At 64.9% G+C, this 16043-nt stretch carries 16 protein-coding genes; 6 read left to right on the top strand and 10 right to left on the bottom strand.

The features are described from left to right. Positions 1–27 precede the first annotated feature (27 nt). Both phaR and xseA read right to left on the bottom strand, forming a co-directional pair. Positions 28–561: a polyhydroxyalkanoate synthesis repressor PhaR gene (gene phaR, locus ACTXGA_RS06220; RefSeq protein ID WP_443392269.1), complete on the bottom strand. Its 534-nt coding sequence runs from the start codon at positions 559–561 to the stop codon at positions 28–30. 102 nt (positions 562–663) lie between these two features. Beyond that, positions 664–2205 carry an exodeoxyribonuclease VII large subunit gene (xseA, locus tag ACTXGA_RS06215; protein ID WP_443392268.1) on the bottom strand — a complete coding sequence of 514 codons (1542 nt, stop codon included), beginning with the start codon at positions 2203–2205 and terminating at the stop codon, positions 664–666. A 141-nt stretch (positions 2206–2346) separates the two neighbouring features. Here xseA and purD point away from each other — a divergent pair, with 141 nt between their 5' ends. Then, positions 2347–3612 (top strand): phosphoribosylamine--glycine ligase, encoded by a 1266-nt coding sequence (gene purD / locus ACTXGA_RS06210; protein WP_443392267.1) that lies wholly within the window; start codon positions 2347–2349, stop codon positions 3610–3612. Between the two features lie 168 nt (positions 3613–3780). Here the strand turns inward: purD and guaD are convergent, their stop codons facing one another. Continuing rightward, positions 3781–5067 carry a guanine deaminase gene (gene guaD / locus ACTXGA_RS06205; RefSeq protein ID WP_443392266.1) on the bottom strand — a complete coding sequence of 429 codons (1287 nt, stop codon included), beginning with the start codon at positions 5065–5067 and terminating at the stop codon, positions 3781–3783. Between the two features lie 105 nt (positions 5068–5172). On the opposite strand from guaD, the gene mgtE reads away from it, so the two are divergent. Together mgtE and ACTXGA_RS06195 are read left to right on the top strand one after the other, a co-directional pair. Next, positions 5173–6567: a magnesium transporter gene (gene mgtE / locus ACTXGA_RS06200; RefSeq protein ID WP_443392265.1), complete on the top strand. Its 1395-nt coding sequence runs from the start codon at positions 5173–5175 to the stop codon at positions 6565–6567. Further along, positions 6564–7124: a 5-formyltetrahydrofolate cyclo-ligase gene (locus ACTXGA_RS06195; RefSeq protein ID WP_443392264.1), complete on the top strand. Its 561-nt coding sequence runs from the start codon at positions 6564–6566 to the stop codon at positions 7122–7124. The genes mgtE and ACTXGA_RS06195 overlap by 4 nt, the downstream gene beginning before the upstream one ends. 4 nt (positions 7125–7128) lie before the next feature. Here ACTXGA_RS06195 and ACTXGA_RS06190 read toward each other — a convergent pair whose 3' ends face one another. From ACTXGA_RS06190 to ACTXGA_RS06175, 4 genes are all read right to left on the bottom strand, one after another. Continuing rightward, positions 7129–7650, bottom strand: a complete 522-nt coding sequence (locus ACTXGA_RS06190) for a CAP domain-containing protein (RefSeq protein WP_443392263.1) — start codon at positions 7648–7650, stop codon at positions 7129–7131. Between the two features lie 24 nt (positions 7651–7674). Next, complete coding sequence (locus tag ACTXGA_RS06185; protein ID WP_443392262.1) at positions 7675–9021, bottom strand: 8-oxoguanine deaminase; 1347 nt, start codon at positions 9019–9021, stop codon at positions 7675–7677. A gap of 87 nt (positions 9022–9108) precedes the next feature. Further along, a complete protein-coding gene (gene hisN, locus ACTXGA_RS06180) occupies positions 9109–9918 on the bottom strand; it encodes a histidinol-phosphatase (RefSeq protein WP_443392261.1) in 810 nt (269 codons plus the stop codon). Between the two features lie 52 nt (positions 9919–9970). After that, entirely contained in the window at positions 9971–10342 is a 372-nt protein-coding gene (locus ACTXGA_RS06175; RefSeq protein WP_443392260.1) for a helix-turn-helix domain-containing protein, read from the bottom strand. A 286-nt stretch (positions 10343–10628) separates the two neighbouring features. On the opposite strand from ACTXGA_RS06175, the gene ACTXGA_RS06170 reads away from it, so the two are divergent. Further along, on the top strand, positions 10629–11597 hold the full coding sequence (locus ACTXGA_RS06170; protein WP_443392259.1) for an NADPH:quinone oxidoreductase family protein: 969 nt from the start codon (positions 10629–10631) through the stop codon (positions 11595–11597). Positions 11598–11678: 81 nt separating this feature from the next. Here the strand turns inward: ACTXGA_RS06170 and ACTXGA_RS06165 are convergent, their stop codons facing one another. Both ACTXGA_RS06165 and rpoH read right to left on the bottom strand, forming a co-directional pair. Further along, positions 11679–12656 (bottom strand): Gfo/Idh/MocA family protein, encoded by a 978-nt coding sequence (locus tag ACTXGA_RS06165; protein WP_443392258.1) that lies wholly within the window; start codon positions 12654–12656, stop codon positions 11679–11681. Positions 12657–12808: 152 nt separating this feature from the next. Further along, positions 12809–13705 (bottom strand): RNA polymerase sigma factor RpoH, encoded by an 897-nt coding sequence (gene rpoH, locus ACTXGA_RS06160; protein ID WP_443392257.1) that lies wholly within the window; start codon positions 13703–13705, stop codon positions 12809–12811. Between the two features lie 300 nt (positions 13706–14005). Between rpoH and ACTXGA_RS06155 the strand changes: the two genes are divergently transcribed. Continuing rightward, positions 14006–14647 carry a DUF4386 domain-containing protein gene (locus ACTXGA_RS06155; protein WP_443392256.1) on the top strand — a complete coding sequence of 214 codons (642 nt, stop codon included), beginning with the start codon at positions 14006–14008 and terminating at the stop codon, positions 14645–14647. Positions 14648–14699: 52 nt separating this feature from the next. Here the strand turns inward: ACTXGA_RS06155 and ACTXGA_RS06150 are convergent, their stop codons facing one another. Further along, positions 14700–15722, bottom strand: coding sequence for an RluA family pseudouridine synthase (locus tag ACTXGA_RS06150; RefSeq protein WP_443392255.1), 1023 nt, complete (start codon positions 15720–15722; stop codon positions 14700–14702). Between ACTXGA_RS06150 and ACTXGA_RS06145 the strand changes: the two genes are divergently transcribed. After that, on the top strand, positions 15721–16032 hold the full coding sequence (locus ACTXGA_RS06145) for a DUF6476 family protein (protein WP_443392254.1): 312 nt from the start codon (positions 15721–15723) through the stop codon (positions 16030–16032). The genes ACTXGA_RS06150 and ACTXGA_RS06145 overlap by 2 nt on opposite strands. Positions 16033–16043 lie beyond the last annotated feature (11 nt).

The following is a 16043-nucleotide window of genomic DNA, read 5'->3' as shown; positions in this document are numbered from 1 at the left end:
TTCCGGGCGTCCGGAATTTCCGGGAAATTATTTGTCCAGTTTGGACAGTTGCGCCTGCAGTTCGGACAGCTGGCGCTTTATCGCGTCCAGATCATCCTTGCTTTCACCGCCGGAGGCGCGTTCCCCTCCCTCTGACTTGCCGGTCATGGCCTTTAGAAAGGCCTCCTGCTGGGCCTGCATCGCCTCGAAGCCCTTTGCCATCGGGTTGATCGAGTTGACGTTCTGGAACCACTTGGACTGGCTGTCGCGGAACATCTCGAAGCTGGCCGCGAGGAACTGCGGCACCACGCTGGTGGCCTGCGTGGTATAGCTGCGCACCAGATCGGTCAGCACGTTCACGGGCAGGACGCTTTGGCCCTTGCTTTCGTGTTCGGCCACGATCTGCAGAAGATACTGGCGCGTCAGGTCATCGCCGGACTTGAGGTCGACGATCTGCACGTCGCGCCCGTCCCGGATGAAGCCTGCGATATCCTCCAGCGTGACGTAGTCGGAGGTTTCGGTGTTGTAGAGCCGCCGGCTGGCGTATCGCTTGATCAGAAGCGGCTTTTCACTCTCGGCCACTGGCTCCCTCCCCTTACCTTGATGCATTGCAGCGAATCCTATGCGAGCGCAGAACAAAAGGAAAGCCTGCGGGTGGTTATGCTGCGGTTTTCATGCGCGCCTTCAGAACAGGCTGCCCTGTTCGGGTGGTTTCGGCTTGTCCGATTTGCGGGATGAGCTTCGCCCGCCAAGCCGCAGCACCCCATCGGCAAATTCGATTTCCAGCCCGGTGGCGTCCTCGGCGGCGGACCGGGTGGTGACAACCTTGCCATCGCCGCGCACCACGGCATAGCCGCGGCGCAGCGTTTCGCGGTAGCCCAGCGTCTCGAACAGGCGGCCCAGGGCGTCGAGGCGGCGGTCGGTTTCGGTGAGGCGTTGGCGCTGTGCCTCTTGCAGGCGGCGGGTCAGCGCCTCCAGCCGGTCGGATTGCGCGGCAATCTCGCGCCGCAGGGGGCGCGGGTCCAGCCGGTCGGCGCGGCGGGCCAGCGCCTCGCGCCGGGTGGCGACCAGCCGGGTCAGCGCGGGGCCAAGGCGCTCGGCGCGGTCGGCCACGCGAGCGCGTTCGACGGCAACGGCCCGGGAGAGCATGGCGGGGCGCAGGCTGCCGGCGGTTTCCGACAGGGACAGACGCCGCCGATCCACCAACCGGGTCAGGGCCTGTGGCAGGCGTTCGCCCATAACGTCCAGCCGCTGGCGCGGGCCGTCCAGCAGTTCATCGGGGCGCGGCAAGGCGCGCGACAGATCGCGCAGGCGCTGGCCGCGCATTTCGACCCGCTGGCTCATGGCACGGGCCATACGGGTGCCGTATTCGCTGACCAGCCCCATCAGGTCCAGCCGCACGGGGACCGCAAGTTCTGCCGCCGCTGTGGGCGTGGGCGCGCGCCGGTCCGAGACGAAATCGATCAGCGTGGTGTCGGTTTCATGCCCCACAGCAGAGATCAGCGGGATCTCCGAGGCTGCCGCCGCGCGGGCGACCACTTCCTCGTTAAAGCCCCAGAGATCCTCGACCGAGCCGCCGCCGCGGGCCACGATCAGCAGATCGGGACGCGGCAAAGCCCCGCCCCGCGTCATGCGGTTGAAGCCTTCGATGGCGCGCGCCACCTCGGGCGCGCAATTCGCGCCCTGAACGGCCACCGGCCAGATCAGCACCTTGCGCGGAAAGCGGTCCCGCAGGCGATGCAGGATGTCGCGGATCACCGCGCCGGAGGGAGAGGTCACGACCCCGATGATTTCAGGAAGGTAGGGCAGCGGCTTCTTGCGGGAGGCGTCGAACAGCCCCTCGGCCTGCAGCATCGCCTTGCGCTTTTCCAGCATCGCCATCAGCGCGCCTGCGCCTGCGGGGCGGATGTCCTCGATCACGATCTGGTACTTGGACTGGCCCGGAAAGGTTGTCAGACGACCCGTCGCGATCACCTCCATCCCCTCTTCGGGTTGGGTCTGCAGGCGCGCGGCAACCCCTTTCCACATGACGCCGGAAATCACCGAGCGGTCATCCTTGAGGTCAAGGTAGACGTGCCCCGACCGTGGGCGGCTGACGCGCCCCACCTCTCCCCGCACGCGGACATGGCCGAATTCCCCCTCGATCACGCGTTTCACCGCGCCGGAGAGTTCCGACACGGAAAACTCGGGCGTGTTGCCCTCTGGTCCGTCGTCGATCAGGTCCATGCCGCCTCGCTTGCTCTTGCCTGCGGAGGACCTTAAACGACGCTCAACCGCCGGAAAAGCCGCCCTTGGCTTTCTCTTGCTCAAATTTCCAAGTTGGACTGACCGTCCCCAGAATGCCCCCGCCAGACAAGGAGCGCGCCCATGAACATCCTCATCCTCGGCAGCGGCGGCCGTGAACACAGCCTTGCATGGGCCACCCTTCAAAACCCCAAATGCGACAAGCTGATCGTGGCGCCGGGCAATGCGGGCATCGAACTGATCGCCGAATGCGCCAGCCTGAACATCGAGGATGGCGGCGCGGTGACCGAATTTGCCGGGGAAAACGCCATTGACCTGGTGATCATCGGCCCCGAGGCGCCGCTGGCCGCCGGTGTGGCCGACCGCCTGCGCGAGGCAGGTTTCCTCGTGTTCGGCCCCTCGGCGGCGGCGGCGCGGCTGGAGGCGTCGAAAAGCTTTACCAAGGAAATCTGCGCGGCGGTCGATGCGCCGACGGCAGGCTATGGCCATTTCACCGATGCCGAAGCCGCCAAGGCGCATATCCGGGCCGAGGGCGCGCCTATCGTCGTCAAGGCAGACGGTCTGGCCGCGGGCAAGGGTGTCATCATCGCCGAAACGGTCGAGGATGCCTGCGCGGCGGTGGATGACATGTTCGGCGGCATCTTTGGCGGCGCGGGCGCCGAGGTGGTGATCGAGGAGTTCATGACCGGCGAAGAGGCGTCTTTCTTCGTGCTGGTCGACGGGGACACCTGCCTGCCCATCGGCACCGCACAGGACCACAAGCGCATCGGTGAGGGCGACACCGGCCCCAACACCGGCGGCATGGGCGCCTATTCCCCCGCCCCCATCATGACCGACGCGGTCACGCAAAAGGCGCTGGACGAGATCGTGCGCCCCACCATGTCAGAAATGGTGCGGCGCGGGATGCCCTATCAGGGCGTGCTGTACGTCGGGCTGATGATCGAGAACGGCCAGCCGCGGCTGGTGGAATACAACGCCCGTTTCGGCGACCCGGAGTGCCAGGTTCTGATGCTGCGGCTTGGCGCGCAGGCGCTGGACCTGATGCACGCCTGCGCCGAGGGACGGCTGGCCGAGGCGCAGGTCACATGGGCCGACGACCACGCCATGACCGTGGTCATGGCCGCCGAGGGCTATCCCGGCAGCTATGCCAAGGGAACAGAGATCCGTGGGCTGGACGCCCTGCCCGAAGACAGCTTTCACATGATGTTCCACGCGGGCACGAAATCCGAGGGCGGCAAGGTGCTGGCCAATGGCGGGCGGGTGCTGAACGCCACGGCGCGCGGTGCCACGCTGAAAGAGGCGCGTGACCGGGCCTATGCCATGGTCGAAGGTGTCGACTGGCCCGAGGGTATCTGTCGCCGCGATATCGGCTGGCGGGCGCTTGGCTGAGGTTTGCAGGCTGCGGCCCGCCCCCTGGCGCGGGCCGCAGAATTGGCGGCTGAACTTGATGGGGCCCGACGGGCGGCGTATCGGGCGCTGTGTCTGGACCCGCTGCAAAGGCCGAATGCGCGGAACCCGGACCTGCCGGTCACGCCGAAGGATACGGGCGCCAGAGGTTTAGGCGGCTTTTTGTCCTGCCACGTAGGTCGCTGAAATCGCGCGATCATCACCCATCATGATGGTGGGAAACAGCGCCTCCCAGATGTCGCCCGCCCGCGCGCTGCGCTGCGCGATGGCGGGGGTCGAGGCAAGATCCAGCGCGATGAAATCGGCCTCATGGCCCGGTTCCAGCGCGCCGATGACCCCGTCCAACCCAAGCGCCTGCGCAGAGCCCGCCGTCGCCAGCCAGAGCAGATCCGCCGGGTGCAGCGCCCGCCCGCGCAGTTGCGCAATCTCATAAGCCGCCGCCATGCTGCGCAGCATGGAAAAGCTGGAGCCGCCGCCGGTGTCCGTGGCCAGCCCGACGCGATGGCCCTCACGTGTCAGCCCGTCCATGTCGAACAGGCCCGACCCGATAAAGGTGTTCGAGGTCGGACAATGGATCAGCGCCGCGCCGACCTCGCGCAGGCGATCGCGCTCTCTCGGTTCGAGGTGGATGGCGTGGCCGTACAGGCCCCGCGCACCCAGCAGGCCGAAGGCCTCGTAGGTGTCGAGGTAATCGCGCGCCTCGGGGAACAGCGATTTGACCCATGCGATCTCATCCGTCTGCTCGCTGAGATGGGTCTGCATCAGGCAATCCGGATGTTCCGCCCAGAGCGCCCCCAGCGCCTGCAACTGATCCGGCGTGGACGTGGGCGAAAACCGTGGCGTGATCACGTAGGAGGCCCGCCCCTGCCCGTGCCAGCGCTGCAGCAGCGCCTTGCTGTCGTCATAGGCGCTTTGCGCGCTGTCCAGCAGGCCTGCGGGCGCGTTGCGGTCCATGCAGGTCTTGCCGCCCAGCACGCGCATGCCCCGTGCCTCTGCCGCCGCAAAGTAGGCATCGACCGAAGCCGGGTGGATCGTGCAATAGCTGCAGACCGTCGTCGTGCCCTGCGCCAGCAGCAGGTCAAGGTAGCGCCCGGCGATCTCTGCCGCATAGGCGGGATCGGCGAACTTCATCTCCTCGGGGAAGGTGTAGGTGTTCAGCCAGTCGATCAGCCGCTTGCCCCAGCTGGCGATCATGGCGGTCTGCGGGTAATGCGCGTGGGCGTCGATGAACCCCGGCAGCAACAGTGCCTGCCCGTGATCGGTGATCGAGGCATAGTCGTCATCCCGCAGCGCGCGGGCCGATCCGACCTGTGTGATGCACCCGTTGTCGACCACAATCGCGCCCGCAGAATCGTGGACCGCCGCCGCAGGCCCGGCGTCGAAGGGGCTGTCGGTGAATCGCAGGGTCTGGCCAAGGTGAAGGTGACGTTTGCTCATGCAGAAAATCCTAGGCGCGGCGGTTGGAAAGGTAAATCGCTCTTGCCCCCTGTTGCCCGGCAAAGGCATGTCCTAATCTCGCGACGAACAGGCGGAGGACAGCGCATGGCAGAAGAAATGCAGGCAGAAGCCACCGAAACGGCAGAGCGCGAAGATTCCTATGCGCTGGACCGCAAGGCAGTCGCGAGCATCCTCTACGCCGTCGACGTGGACGACCGCGAGCAGCTGATCGAGCTGATGGAGCCGCTGCACGCGGCCGACATCGCCGACCTTCTGGAACAGATCAACGCCTATGACCGGATGCGCCTGATCCGGCTTTATGGGCAGGAGTTCGACGGCGACATCCTGTCCGAACTGGACGAGACGCTGCGCGAAGAGGTCATCGGCGCACTGCACCCCGAGGTGCTGGCCGAGGCGGTGCGCGAGCTGGACACCGACGACGTCGTTGACCTTGTCGAAGACCTCGACCAACCGCAGCAGGACGCCATTCTTGGCGCGCTGGAGGCCGGGGATGCCGCAGCGGTCCGCCAGTCGCTGAGCTATCCGGAATTCTCCGCCGGGCGCCTGATGCAGAGCGAAGTGGTGATGGCGCCCGAACACTGGAGTGTGGGCGACGCCATTGATTTCATGCGCAATTCCGACCACCTGCCGGAACAGTTCTACCATGTGGTCATGGTTGACCCGAAACTGCGGCCGGTCGGCAACGTGACCCTGGGCAAGATCATGTCCTCGCGCCGCGACGTGCTGTTGAAGAAGATCATGGAAGAGACCTTTCACACCATTCCGGTCACGCGGGATGAAGGAGAGGTCGCCTATGCCTTTAACCAGTATCACCTGATTTCCGCGCCCGTGGTCGATGAAAACGACCGTTTGGTGGGTGTGATCACGATCGACGACGCCATGGCCGTTCTGGATGAGGAAAACGAGGAAGACATCCTGCGCCTTGCCGGTGTGGACGGCGAAAGCCGCCTGTCGGACAAGGTGATCGAAACCACCAAGCGGCGGTTCCCGTGGCTGGCGGTGAACCTTGTGACTGCCGTCATGGCCAGCCTTGTGATCTCGCAGTTCGAAGAGGCGATCACGCAGGTTGTTGCGCTGGCGGTGCTGATGCCCATCGTCGCCTCGATGGGCGGCAACGCGGGCACGCAGTCGCTGACCGTGGCGGTGCGCGCGCTGGCGACCAAGGACCTCACCGGCGCGAACCTCTGGCGGGTGATCCGGCGAGAGGTCATCGTGGGCCTGATCAACGGGCTGGCCTTTGCGGTGATCATGGGGATCGTGGGCATCCTCTGGTTCGGCTCCGCGCAACTGGGCGGGGTGATCGCAACGGCGATGGTCATCAACCTTGTGGTGGCCGGTCTGGCCGGGATCGTGATTCCGGTCATTTTGGAAAAGGCCGGGGTGGACCCGGCGCTGGCCTCTGGTGCCTTTGTGACGACGGTAACAGATGTGGTTGGCTTCTTCGCCTTTCTGGGTCTTGCCGTCGTGGTGTTGCTATGAGCCTGGACGACCGCAAGAAAGCCGCCCGCAAGGCCGCATTCACGCGCCGCAAGACGGCCTTTGACACACAGCCCCCCGGCGCTGCGGGCAAGCTGAGCGAGGTTTTGGCGGGCTATCGTGGCGTGCCGCTGTCCGGTTTCCTGCCGATCCGGACAGAGATCGACCCGGTGCCTGCCATGTCCGAGGCGGCGGCGCATGGGCCGGTCGGCGTGCCGGTGATCATCGCCAAGGGCCAGCCGCTGAAATTCGCCCGGTGGGAGCCGGAGATGCCACTGGTCGAAGGCGCTTTCGGCGCGATGATCCCCGCCGAGCCGGAGTTCTTTGAACCGGAATTGCTGATCGTGCCGCTGGTCGCCTTTACCCGGAAAGGCGGGCGGCTGGGCTATGGCGGCGGGTTCTATGACCGGACGCTGGAGTTGCTGCGGGCCAAGCGGCCCACGCTGGCCGTGGGGTTTGCCTTTGCCGCGCAGGAGGATCCCGACCTGCCGTTGGAAGCGACCGATCAGCCGCTGGACATGGTCGTGACGGAAAACGGTGTGATCACGCCAGCAAGCTAGGGCCTCAGCAGCCGCGTCCCAGCACCATCACCCAGTTGTCGCCCGCGCCGCGCACCAATGCGAATTCCGCGGCGCCGGCGCTGAGCATGTTGCGACGGTGGCCCGGCGAATTGGCCCAGCCTGCCATAACCTCTGACAGCGACCGCTGACCGCGCGCGATGTTTTCCGAGACATAGCAGGGGCTGTAGCCCGCACGCTGCACCCGCACCATCGGATCGCTGCCATCCGATCCCCGGTGATCGAAGATCCCGCGGCGTGCCATATCCCGCGCATGGGCCAGCGCCGCACTTTCAAGCTGTGGATTGGTTGTCAGCGGGCCCAGCCCGTTTTCGGCGCGAAAGGCATTCAGGGCCTGCCGGGCGCTGGCGGCGCTGAGGGGGGCGGCGGGGCCTGCCACCGGGCTGACCTCTGCGCGGCTGATCTGTGACCGTGGGAAAGGCTGCCATCCGCCCCGATCCTGAGACCGCCACCCGCCGCAAGAGGCAAGAAGCGCGCAAAGCGCCACCAGTGAAACCAGCCGCATCATCCTGTGTTCTCCCCCGTCGGACCGTCAGACCTGTTCGGACAGGCACCGCGCCAGCCGGTTCTGCGTGGCAATGGCACGCTCCAGATCGAAGCTGACCATCTGCCCGTCCTCGACCACCATGCGGCCCTCGACCAAAAGGTACCGCACCCGCTGCGGTCCGGCCAGAAGCAGGGCCGCCGGGTCCCAACTACCGGCGCTTTCCAGCCCACTCACGTCCCAGAGCGCGATGTCCGCCCGTTTGCCCACGGCGATCTGGCCGCAGTCGGTACGGCCCAGCACCTCTGCCCCGCCACGGGTGGCGATGCGCAGCGCCTCGCGTGCGCTCATGGCGTCGGCGCCGCGCGTGACGCGCTGCAACAACATGGCCTGACGCGCCTCGCCGATCAGGGAGCTGCTGTCGTTGCTGGCGGATCCGTCGACCCCCAGCCCCACCCGGACGCCCGCATCGCGCATGGCCCGCACCGGGGCAATGCCGCTGCCAAGGCGGCAGTTGGAACAGGGGCAATGGGCGACCCCGGTTTTCGTGCGGGCGAAGAGGTCGATCTCTTGCCCGTCCAGCTTCACGCAATGCGCATGCCAGACATCCGCGCCGGTCCAGCCCAGATCCTCGGCATATTGGCCGGGGCGGCAGCCGAACTGCGCCAGGGAATAGGCGATATCCTCATCGTTTTCGGCCAGATGGGTGTGCAGCATCACGCCCTTGTCGCGGGCCAGCAGCGCGGCATCCCGCATCAAGTCCCGGCTGACCGAAAAGGGCGAACAGGGGGCGACGCCGACACGCACCATCGCGCCCTCGCGCGGATCATGAAAGGCGTCGATCACCCGGATGCAATCGTCGAGGATCGCCGCCTCACGTTCGACCAGGCTGTCGGGCGGCAGGCCGCCATCGCTGACACCGATGCTCATGGCGCCGCGCGTGGGATGAAAGCGCAAGCCCACCTCCTGCGCGGCGGCGATGGTGTCGTCCAGCCGCGCGCCATTGGGGTAGAGGTACAGGTGGTCGGATGTCAGGGTGCAGCCCGACAGCGCCAGCTCCGCCAGACCGATCTGGGCCGAGGTGAAAACCTCTTCGGGGCCAAAGCGCGCCCAGATCGGGTAGAGAGTCTGCAGCCAGCCGAAGAGCAACGCATCCTGACCGCCGGGAACGGCGCGGGTCAGCGTCTGGAACAGGTGATGATGCGTGTTCACGAGGCCCGGCGTGACCACGCAAGTCGCGGCGTCGATTACGCGGCCCGGGGTCGTCAGACCCTGCCCGACCTCGGCAATCACACCGTTTCGGACGCAGATGTCCGCGTTGGCCATTTCGGTATGCGCGTCGTCCATTGTCAGGACACATTGCGCATTGCGGATAAGGATTTCGGTGTCAGACATGCCAGCCCCTCACAAGAGCCCTTTTCGGTGAGAGACAGGCGCAGCCGCGCCAGAAAAGGGAAAGGACGCGCGGAAGGCGCGAGGACTTTAACCGCGCTTGGCCAACAGGTCCAGAGCGGCGGCATGCAGCTGCGGGTTGGCCGCTGCCACGGCGCGCCCGCCGTCATGCACCGGGCCGCCCTCCCAGTTGGTGACAACGCCGCCTGCGGCCTCGATCACCGCGATGGGCGCGAGGATGTCATAGGCTTGCAAGCCTGCCTCGATCACAAGGTCGATCTGCCCCGCCGCCAGCAGGGCGTAGGCGTAACAATCCATCCCGTAACGCACCAGCCGCACCTGTTCTGCCACCCGTTCGAACCCGGCTCGGTCCTCCGGGGTGCCAATCTCAGGGAAGGTGGTGAAAAGGATCGCATCCTCCAGCGCGGGGGTGGCGCGGGTGCGGGAGGCGCCGCCGCCGTGCGGCCCGCTCCAGTCCGCAAGGCCAAGACCGCCGCGAAAGCGTTCCTGCATATAGGGTTGGTCGATCAGGCCAAGGATCGGGCCATCCGCGTCCCGCAGGCCGATCAGCACGCCCCAGGTCGGGGTGCCGGCCAGAAAGGCGCGGGTGCCGTCGATGGGATCCAGCACCCAGGTCAAGCCGCTGTCGCCGCTCTGCGTGCCGTATTCCTCGCCAAGGATCGCATCCTGCGGGCGGCGCTCTGCCAGAACGGCGCGCATCGCCTGTTCGGCGGCGCGGTCCGCCACGGTCACGGGGTCAAACGCACCGGCGCCTGCCTTGTTCTCGGCCGACAGGCCGGAGCTGCGGAAATGGGGGAGGATCGCCAGACGAGCCGCATCGGCCAATGCTTCGGCCGTTGCGATCAGATCGTCGGTATTCTGGGTAGAACGTCCGGTCATGCGTCCCTCCTGATGCGTCCGGAAACCGGGCTACAGGAGGGAAGTCAAAGGCTCAAGCCACGTCGGACAGAACGCGGGCCAGTTCGAACAGGCGGCGACGCTGGTTTTCCGGGATCGCGTAGTAGGACCGGACGAGATCCAGGGCCTCTTTGTCACCCATGATGTCTGCAGGGACGTTTTCGCTTGCCGCGGCATCCGCAGACTCGGTCTCGATCCCCTCGAAGAAGAAGCTGACCGGGACGTCCAGAGCGTCGGCAATATCCCAAAGCCGTGAGGCACTGACGCGGTTTGCGCCGGTCTCATATTTCTGGATTTGCTGGAACTTGATACCGACACGTTCCGCAAGCTGCTGCTGGGTCATACCCACCAGCCAGCGGCGGTGCCGAATACGCTTGCCGACATGTACGTCAACGGGATGCGCCATCTGTGTCTTCCTGTACTATGTTTGTGACCAGATGTACCGGGTTCCATATCCCTGCCCCAGAGCCAGCATCATCCTGCACGTCTACAATCAAAAGTGCTACATCATAACGGTTCCAAAAATCAAGCCGCTCAACCACCCAGTGATGGTAAAACAATCTATGAAACACGACAAAGTTGAAACGGACAAGTAAGCTTTTGTATACAGTTGACGCCAATCAGCGTCAGTCATTGATCTTTGCCTCGGCCCTCAAACTTAGGTAGGCAAAGGGAAAATGCCGGAGACAGCGATGCGCGCCTACCAAGTGACCGACCACGAAACACCCCCCGCCCTGACCGAGATTGACGTTGCGGCACCCGCTCCGGGGGAAATCCGTCTTGATATTGCCACTTGCGGTCTGAACTTCGCCGATCTGCTGATGCAGAAGGGCACCTATCAGGACACGCCCGCCCTGCCTTTCGTGCTGGGCATGGAGGTGGCGGGCGTCGTCGAATCGCTGGGCGAAGGGGTCGAGGGATTTGCCCCGGGCGACCGTGTGGCGGTGTTTGGCGGCCAAGGCGGACTGGCGGAAAAGGGTTGTTTTTCAGCAGTTCGCGCGGTGAAGCTGCCTGACAGCATGAGCTGGACCGACGCTGCGGCCTTTCAAATCGCCTATGGCACCAGCCACGTGGCGCTGGACCACCGCGCCCGCCTGCAACCGGGCGAGACCTTGCTGGTTCTTGGGGCGGCTGGCGGGGTCGGTCTGACCGCCGTTGAAATCGGCAAATTGATGGGGGCTACGGTGGTCGCCTGCGCCCGCGGCGCGGACAAGCTCGCCGCCGCCAAAGCGGCGGGCGCCGACCATCTGATCGACGCCTCGACGCAGGATATCCGCACCGAAATGAAGGCGCTTGGCGGCGCGGACGTGGTCTATGACCCGGTCGGGGGCGAGCAGTTCACCGCCGCATTCCGCTCCTGCAAGCCAGAGGCGCGCATTCTGCCCATCGGCTTTGCCAGCGGCGAAGTGCCTCAGATCAAGGCCAACCATCTGCTGGTGAAAAACATATCAGTTCTCGGGCTTTACTGGGGCGGCTACCTTGACTTCAACCCCAAGGTGCTGACCGATTCGCTGCAGCAACTGATGACCTGGCACGCCGAGGGGCGGATCAAACCCCATGTCAGCCATGTGCTGCCGCTGGTCCGGGCCGCCGAGGGCATGGAGCTGCTGCGTACGCGCAAGAGCACCGGCAAGGTGGTGATCTCCATCGCCGATCTCTGACAGGGAATCTTCGGGCGCTGGATGGAGGGCGGGCCGCTGCGGGACGAATGTCCCGCAGTCGGGGCGTCCGGAGGCCGCGCCTCAGCCGCCTTTTTCCATGGCCCAGACCATGTCGATCATCGCCTGCGTGCCCTTGCTGAACTCCAGCGGACAAGGATACGCCGCGCCGTCCAGCACGGCCGCGTTGAAATTCGCAACCTGGTGGACGTAGTGATTGTCCGCAGGAAAGCGATAGACTGTTTCCACCAGATCCCGGGACTGCAGCGCCACCCGCGCCTCTCCGTAGACCTGCGCATTGAAGGGCGCGGTCAGCTTCATGACACCCTCTTCGCCGTGGAACACCATCTCCTGCCAGGGGGCCATGCGCATGGAGACGACGCCGGTGTAATGGAACGACGGGAAATCCGCGGTGATATGCGTCCAGACGTCCACCCCGTTTTCGCGCACCACCCGGGCCGACAGGATTTCTGACGGCTCCTCGCCGGTGACAAAGCGGGTCGAGCCATAGATGTAAACGCCAATGTCCGGCACCGCGCCGCCCCCGGTGTCGGGCCGGTTGCGGATGTTGTCGGTATCGCTTCGATTGTCATAGGAAAAGGCCGCAGATACCCGCACCAGCTTGCCGATCGCGCCTGCCTCATAGAGGGCCTTGGCCTTTTGCCACTGGGGGTGATGCACGATCATGTAGGCCTCTGCCGCCAGCAGACCGGTTTCGTCACGCTTGGCGATCACGGCATCGAAGGCGTCCGCCTGCATCGCCAGCGGCTTTTCGACCAGCACATGTTTGCCCGCCTCCAGCGTCTTGAGCGCCCAATCCAAGTGCAGATGATTGGGCAGCGGGATATAGACCGCGTCGATGTCCGGATCTGCAAGCAGCGCGTCATAGCTGCCGTGCACCGTCAGGCCCGGCGCAAACTCAGAAAAGGCAGCCGCCTTGTCCGGGGATGAGGTTGCAAGTGCCGCAAGGCGGCCGCGCGGGGCGGCGTGGATTGCCGGCCCCATGTGTTCACGGGCGAATTTCGCCGCCCCCAGGATGCCCCAGCGCAGGTGATCAGTCATGTCGTCCTCCCGTTTGCGCCAACATGACGGCATGGCCCGGGCATCGCAAGCATTGCCGTAGTCCCCTCTGCACGCGTCCGACTGAACAAAAAAACACCCCCGGGGGGAGGAGCCCGGGGGTGTTTCGACAGACGCGGCGGGAGGAGGCCGCGTCAGGAGGCGGGCAGCATGCCCTGCTCCTTGGCAAGGTCGCGCATGCGCTTTTGCAGCTTTTCAAAGGCGCGCACCTCGATCTGGCGGATCCGTTCGCGGCTGACATCGTACTGGCCCGACAACTCTTCGAGTGTGACTGTCTGATCGGACAGGCGCCGCTGGGTCAGGATGTCCTTTTCGCGGTCGTTCAGCACATCCATCGCCTCGGCCAGCAGGGCGCGCCGCGCTTCCAGCTCATCACGTTCGGCGTAGTCACCGGCCTGATCGGCGTCTTCGTCTTCAAGCCAGTCCTGCCATTGCATGGTGCCTTCGCCTTCGGAGCCAACCGTGGCGTTCAGCGAGGCATCGCCGCCCGACAGGCGCCGGTTCATGCTGATCACCTCGTCCTGGGTAACGCCGAGGTCGGTTGCGATCTTCTCGACATGTTCCGGGCGCAGGTCGCCGTCTTCCAACGCGCCGATGCGGCTCTTGGCCTTGCGCAGGTTGAAGAACAGCTTTTTCTGCGCGCTGGTCGTGCCCAGCTTCACAAGGCTCCACGAACGCAGGATGTATTCCTGGATCGAGGCGCGGATCCACCACATGGCGTAGGTCGCCAAACGAAAGCCCTTTTCAGGGTCGAACCGTTTCACCGCCTGCATCAAACCGACGTTGGCCTCGGAAATCACCTCGGCCTGCGGAAGGCCGTATCCGCGGTAGCCCATGGCGATCTTGGCGGCCAGGCGCAGGTGCGACGTCACCATCTTGTGCGCGGCCTCGGTGTCTTCCTGTTCGACCCACGCCTTGGCCAGCATGTATTCCTCTTCAGGCTCCAGCAGGGGGAACTTGCGGATTTCCTGAAGATACCGGCTGAGGCCCGCTTCGGGCGACGGTGCCGGAAGATTTGCGTAATTGGTCATGCTCGGTCCCTCCGTTTAGACCCGCATGTAACGGGCCTTAACATTCATTTAATAACTGAACTGCCCGGTTCAAGACCCGGTGGGTTCATCTACTTGTACGCACCTAGGCAGATTTTCCGTCGGTGTCAGTCTTTGTGTCACAAGCGTCACGAAGACGTGCAGGTTCCGCGCCTGCCTGAAATAATCGGGCCATACCCTTAATCCATGCAATATTGCATTAATATACTGCAATTTTGGCCAATTATCAAATCATTTCGCATAGGTTACCACCCCATCAATTCCTGCCCGAAAGGAGCCGCCATGCAAGCCCGAGATTCCTTACCCTCCCTGACCCGTAGTGCCGGTGCGCTTTATCTTGTGATCATCCTCTGCGGTTTGACGGCTGAACTGGCCCTGCGCGGGCCGCTTTTGCAGGGCTCCCCCGAACAGGTTGCCGCAGCGCTCTCCCTTGGTCTGCCGCGACTGCGTCTCAGCTTGCTGGCCGATGTGGTCATGCTGCTGGCGGATATCTTGCTGGCGCTGGTGTTCTTCACGCTGTTACGCGACAGGTCAGAGGCCCTGGCCCGCGCCGCGATGGTGTTTCGGCTTGGACAGGCGGTGTTGATCGGCGCCAGCCTGATCGCGCTGGCCTCTGCCCCCGCGCTGCTGGCGGACGCGCCGCGCATGGCGGTCCACATGACCCAGATGCACAGCCTTGGCTATGACATCGGCTTGATCCTGTTCGGCGTGAACAGCCTGATCATGGCCCGCCTGTTGTGGCTTGGGACCGTGCCGCGACTACTGACCTTCGGCATCGCCGCAGCGGGGCTTGTCTACCTCACCGGCGGGCTGTTGCGCCTTGCCGCACCCATGGCATTCGACCTTTTTCAGCCCGCCTACCTTGTCTGCATCCTGGCCGAAAGCGCGCTCTGCCTCTGGCTGCTGATCACGGCGCGGGTCTGAACCCCGGGGCAATCGAACTGCACGATCACGCAGTCGAAATCCTGATTGCTGGTCACGCGACGCGCAGTGCCGCCAGCAACTCCGCCATGTCCTGCGGCAACGGACTGTGGAACATCAGCGGCTCACCGGTCACCGGGTGGTCAAATCCCAGTTCGGCGGCGTGCAGCGCTTGCCGGTCAAAGGCGCGCGCGGTGGCATACGCCGCGCCCAGCGCCTTTTCCGACAGTTTCCGACGCCCGCCATAGACCGGATCGCCAAGCAGCGCATGGCCGACATGGGCCATATGCACCCGGATCTGGTGAGTGCGCCCGGTCTCCAGTCGGCATTCTACCAAGGACAGGCTGGGCGGTGTGCCAAAGCGTTCCAGCAGCTTCACATGGGTGATCGCATGCCGCCCCTGCCCGTCGAAATAGACGGCCTGCCGCTGCCGTTCGGTCCGGTGGCGGGCCAACCCGCTGGTGATCGTCACCACGCCATCCGCCCCGGCAGAGACGCCGCGCGTGTTGGTCAAACGCGGATCGGCAAGGTCCGGCACGCCGTGCGCAATGGCCAGATAGGCGCGGCGCGCCGTATGTTTCTCGAACTGCGCGGCCAGCCCGTGATGGGCGCGGTCGGATTTTGCCACCACCAAAAGGCCGGATGTGTCCTTGTCGATGCGGTGCACGATGCCGGGCCGCTTTTCGCCGCCCACACCGGACAGGTCGCCACCGAAATGGTGCAACAGCGCGTTGACCAGTGTGCCATCCGGCGTGCCAGGTGCAGGATGCACCACCATCCCGGCGGGTTTGTCGATCACGATCAGGTCGGCATCTTCCCAGATCACCTGCAAGGGGATGTCCTGCGCCACCACGTCATAGTCTTCCGCCGGGGGCACCCCGATTTCGACCACATCGCCCTCGGTGACCTTGGCCTTGGGATCGGTCATCACCGTTCCATCCCGAGACACGGCGCCCTGGGCAATCAGACGCGCCAACCGCGTGCGCGACAGTGCAGCGGCCTCTGGCACATCGCGGGCCAGCGCCTTATCAAGACGCGGCGGCGGGTCAGCCGCAATCGTGATGCGAAGGATCTCCATGGCTACTCCCGATGCCGAAGACAATCTGCCCGAACCGCCCTCGCTGCGCTTTCTGCGCATTCTGGTGACGGTTCTCACGGCGGTGATGATTGCCGGGATCCTCGGGATCCTCGGCCTGATCTGGAACCGCTATAGCAACGCCAGCGCGCCGCTGCCAGAGGTGATCACCCTGCCGTCGGGCACAAAGGCCAGCACCTTCACGCAAGGACCGGACTGGTACGCGGTGGTGACCACGGACGATCAGATCCTGATCTTTGACCGCGCCACCGGAAAATTGCGCCAGACCCTGCAGATCGTCCCGGCAGACTAGACCGCAATTTC

Origin of the sequence: Antarctobacter jejuensis (genome assembly GCF_052266595.1) — a bacterium.
Lineage (GTDB): Bacteria > Pseudomonadota > Alphaproteobacteria > Rhodobacterales > Rhodobacteraceae > Antarctobacter > Antarctobacter jejuensis.
The sequence above is the reverse complement of the archived record's forward strand: the minus strand, read 5'-3'. Positions and strand labels throughout refer to the sequence as shown.

Bases quoted from the DNA above. Each gene is read 5' to 3' on its own strand.
- xseA (WP_443392268.1), bottom strand. From the start codon at position 2,205: ATGGACCTGATCGACGACGGACCAGAGGGCAACACGCCCGAGTTTTCC.
- purD (WP_443392267.1), top strand. From the start codon at position 2,347: ATGAACATCCTCATCCTCGGCAGCGGCGGCCGTGAACACAGCCTTGCA.
- guaD (WP_443392266.1), bottom strand. From the start codon at position 5,067: ATGAGCAAACGTCACCTTCACCTTGGCCAGACCCTGCGATTCACCGAC.
- mgtE (WP_443392265.1), top strand. From the start codon at position 5,173: ATGGCAGAAGAAATGCAGGCAGAAGCCACCGAAACGGCAGAGCGCGAA.
- ACTXGA_RS06195 (WP_443392264.1), top strand. From the start codon at position 6,564: ATGAGCCTGGACGACCGCAAGAAAGCCGCCCGCAAGGCCGCATTCACG.
- ACTXGA_RS06190 (WP_443392263.1), bottom strand. From the start codon at position 7,650: ATGATGCGGCTGGTTTCACTGGTGGCGCTTTGCGCGCTTCTTGCCTCT.
- ACTXGA_RS06185 (WP_443392262.1), bottom strand. From the start codon at position 9,021: ATGTCTGACACCGAAATCCTTATCCGCAATGCGCAATGTGTCCTGACA.
- hisN (WP_443392261.1), bottom strand. From the start codon at position 9,918: ATGACCGGACGTTCTACCCAGAATACCGACGATCTGATCGCAACGGCC.
- ACTXGA_RS06175 (WP_443392260.1), bottom strand. From the start codon at position 10,342: ATGGCGCATCCCGTTGACGTACATGTCGGCAAGCGTATTCGGCACCGC.
- ACTXGA_RS06170 (WP_443392259.1), top strand. From the start codon at position 10,629: ATGCGCGCCTACCAAGTGACCGACCACGAAACACCCCCCGCCCTGACC.
- ACTXGA_RS06165 (WP_443392258.1), bottom strand. From the start codon at position 12,656: ATGACTGATCACCTGCGCTGGGGCATCCTGGGGGCGGCGAAATTCGCC.
- rpoH (WP_443392257.1), bottom strand. From the start codon at position 13,705: ATGACCAATTACGCAAATCTTCCGGCACCGTCGCCCGAAGCGGGCCTC.
- ACTXGA_RS06155 (WP_443392256.1), top strand. From the start codon at position 14,006: ATGCAAGCCCGAGATTCCTTACCCTCCCTGACCCGTAGTGCCGGTGCG.
- ACTXGA_RS06145 (WP_443392254.1), top strand. From the start codon at position 15,721: ATGGCTACTCCCGATGCCGAAGACAATCTGCCCGAACCGCCCTCGCTG.
- ACTXGA_RS06150 (WP_443392255.1), bottom strand. From the start codon at position 15,722: ATGGAGATCCTTCGCATCACGATTGCGGCTGACCCGCCGCCGCGTCTT.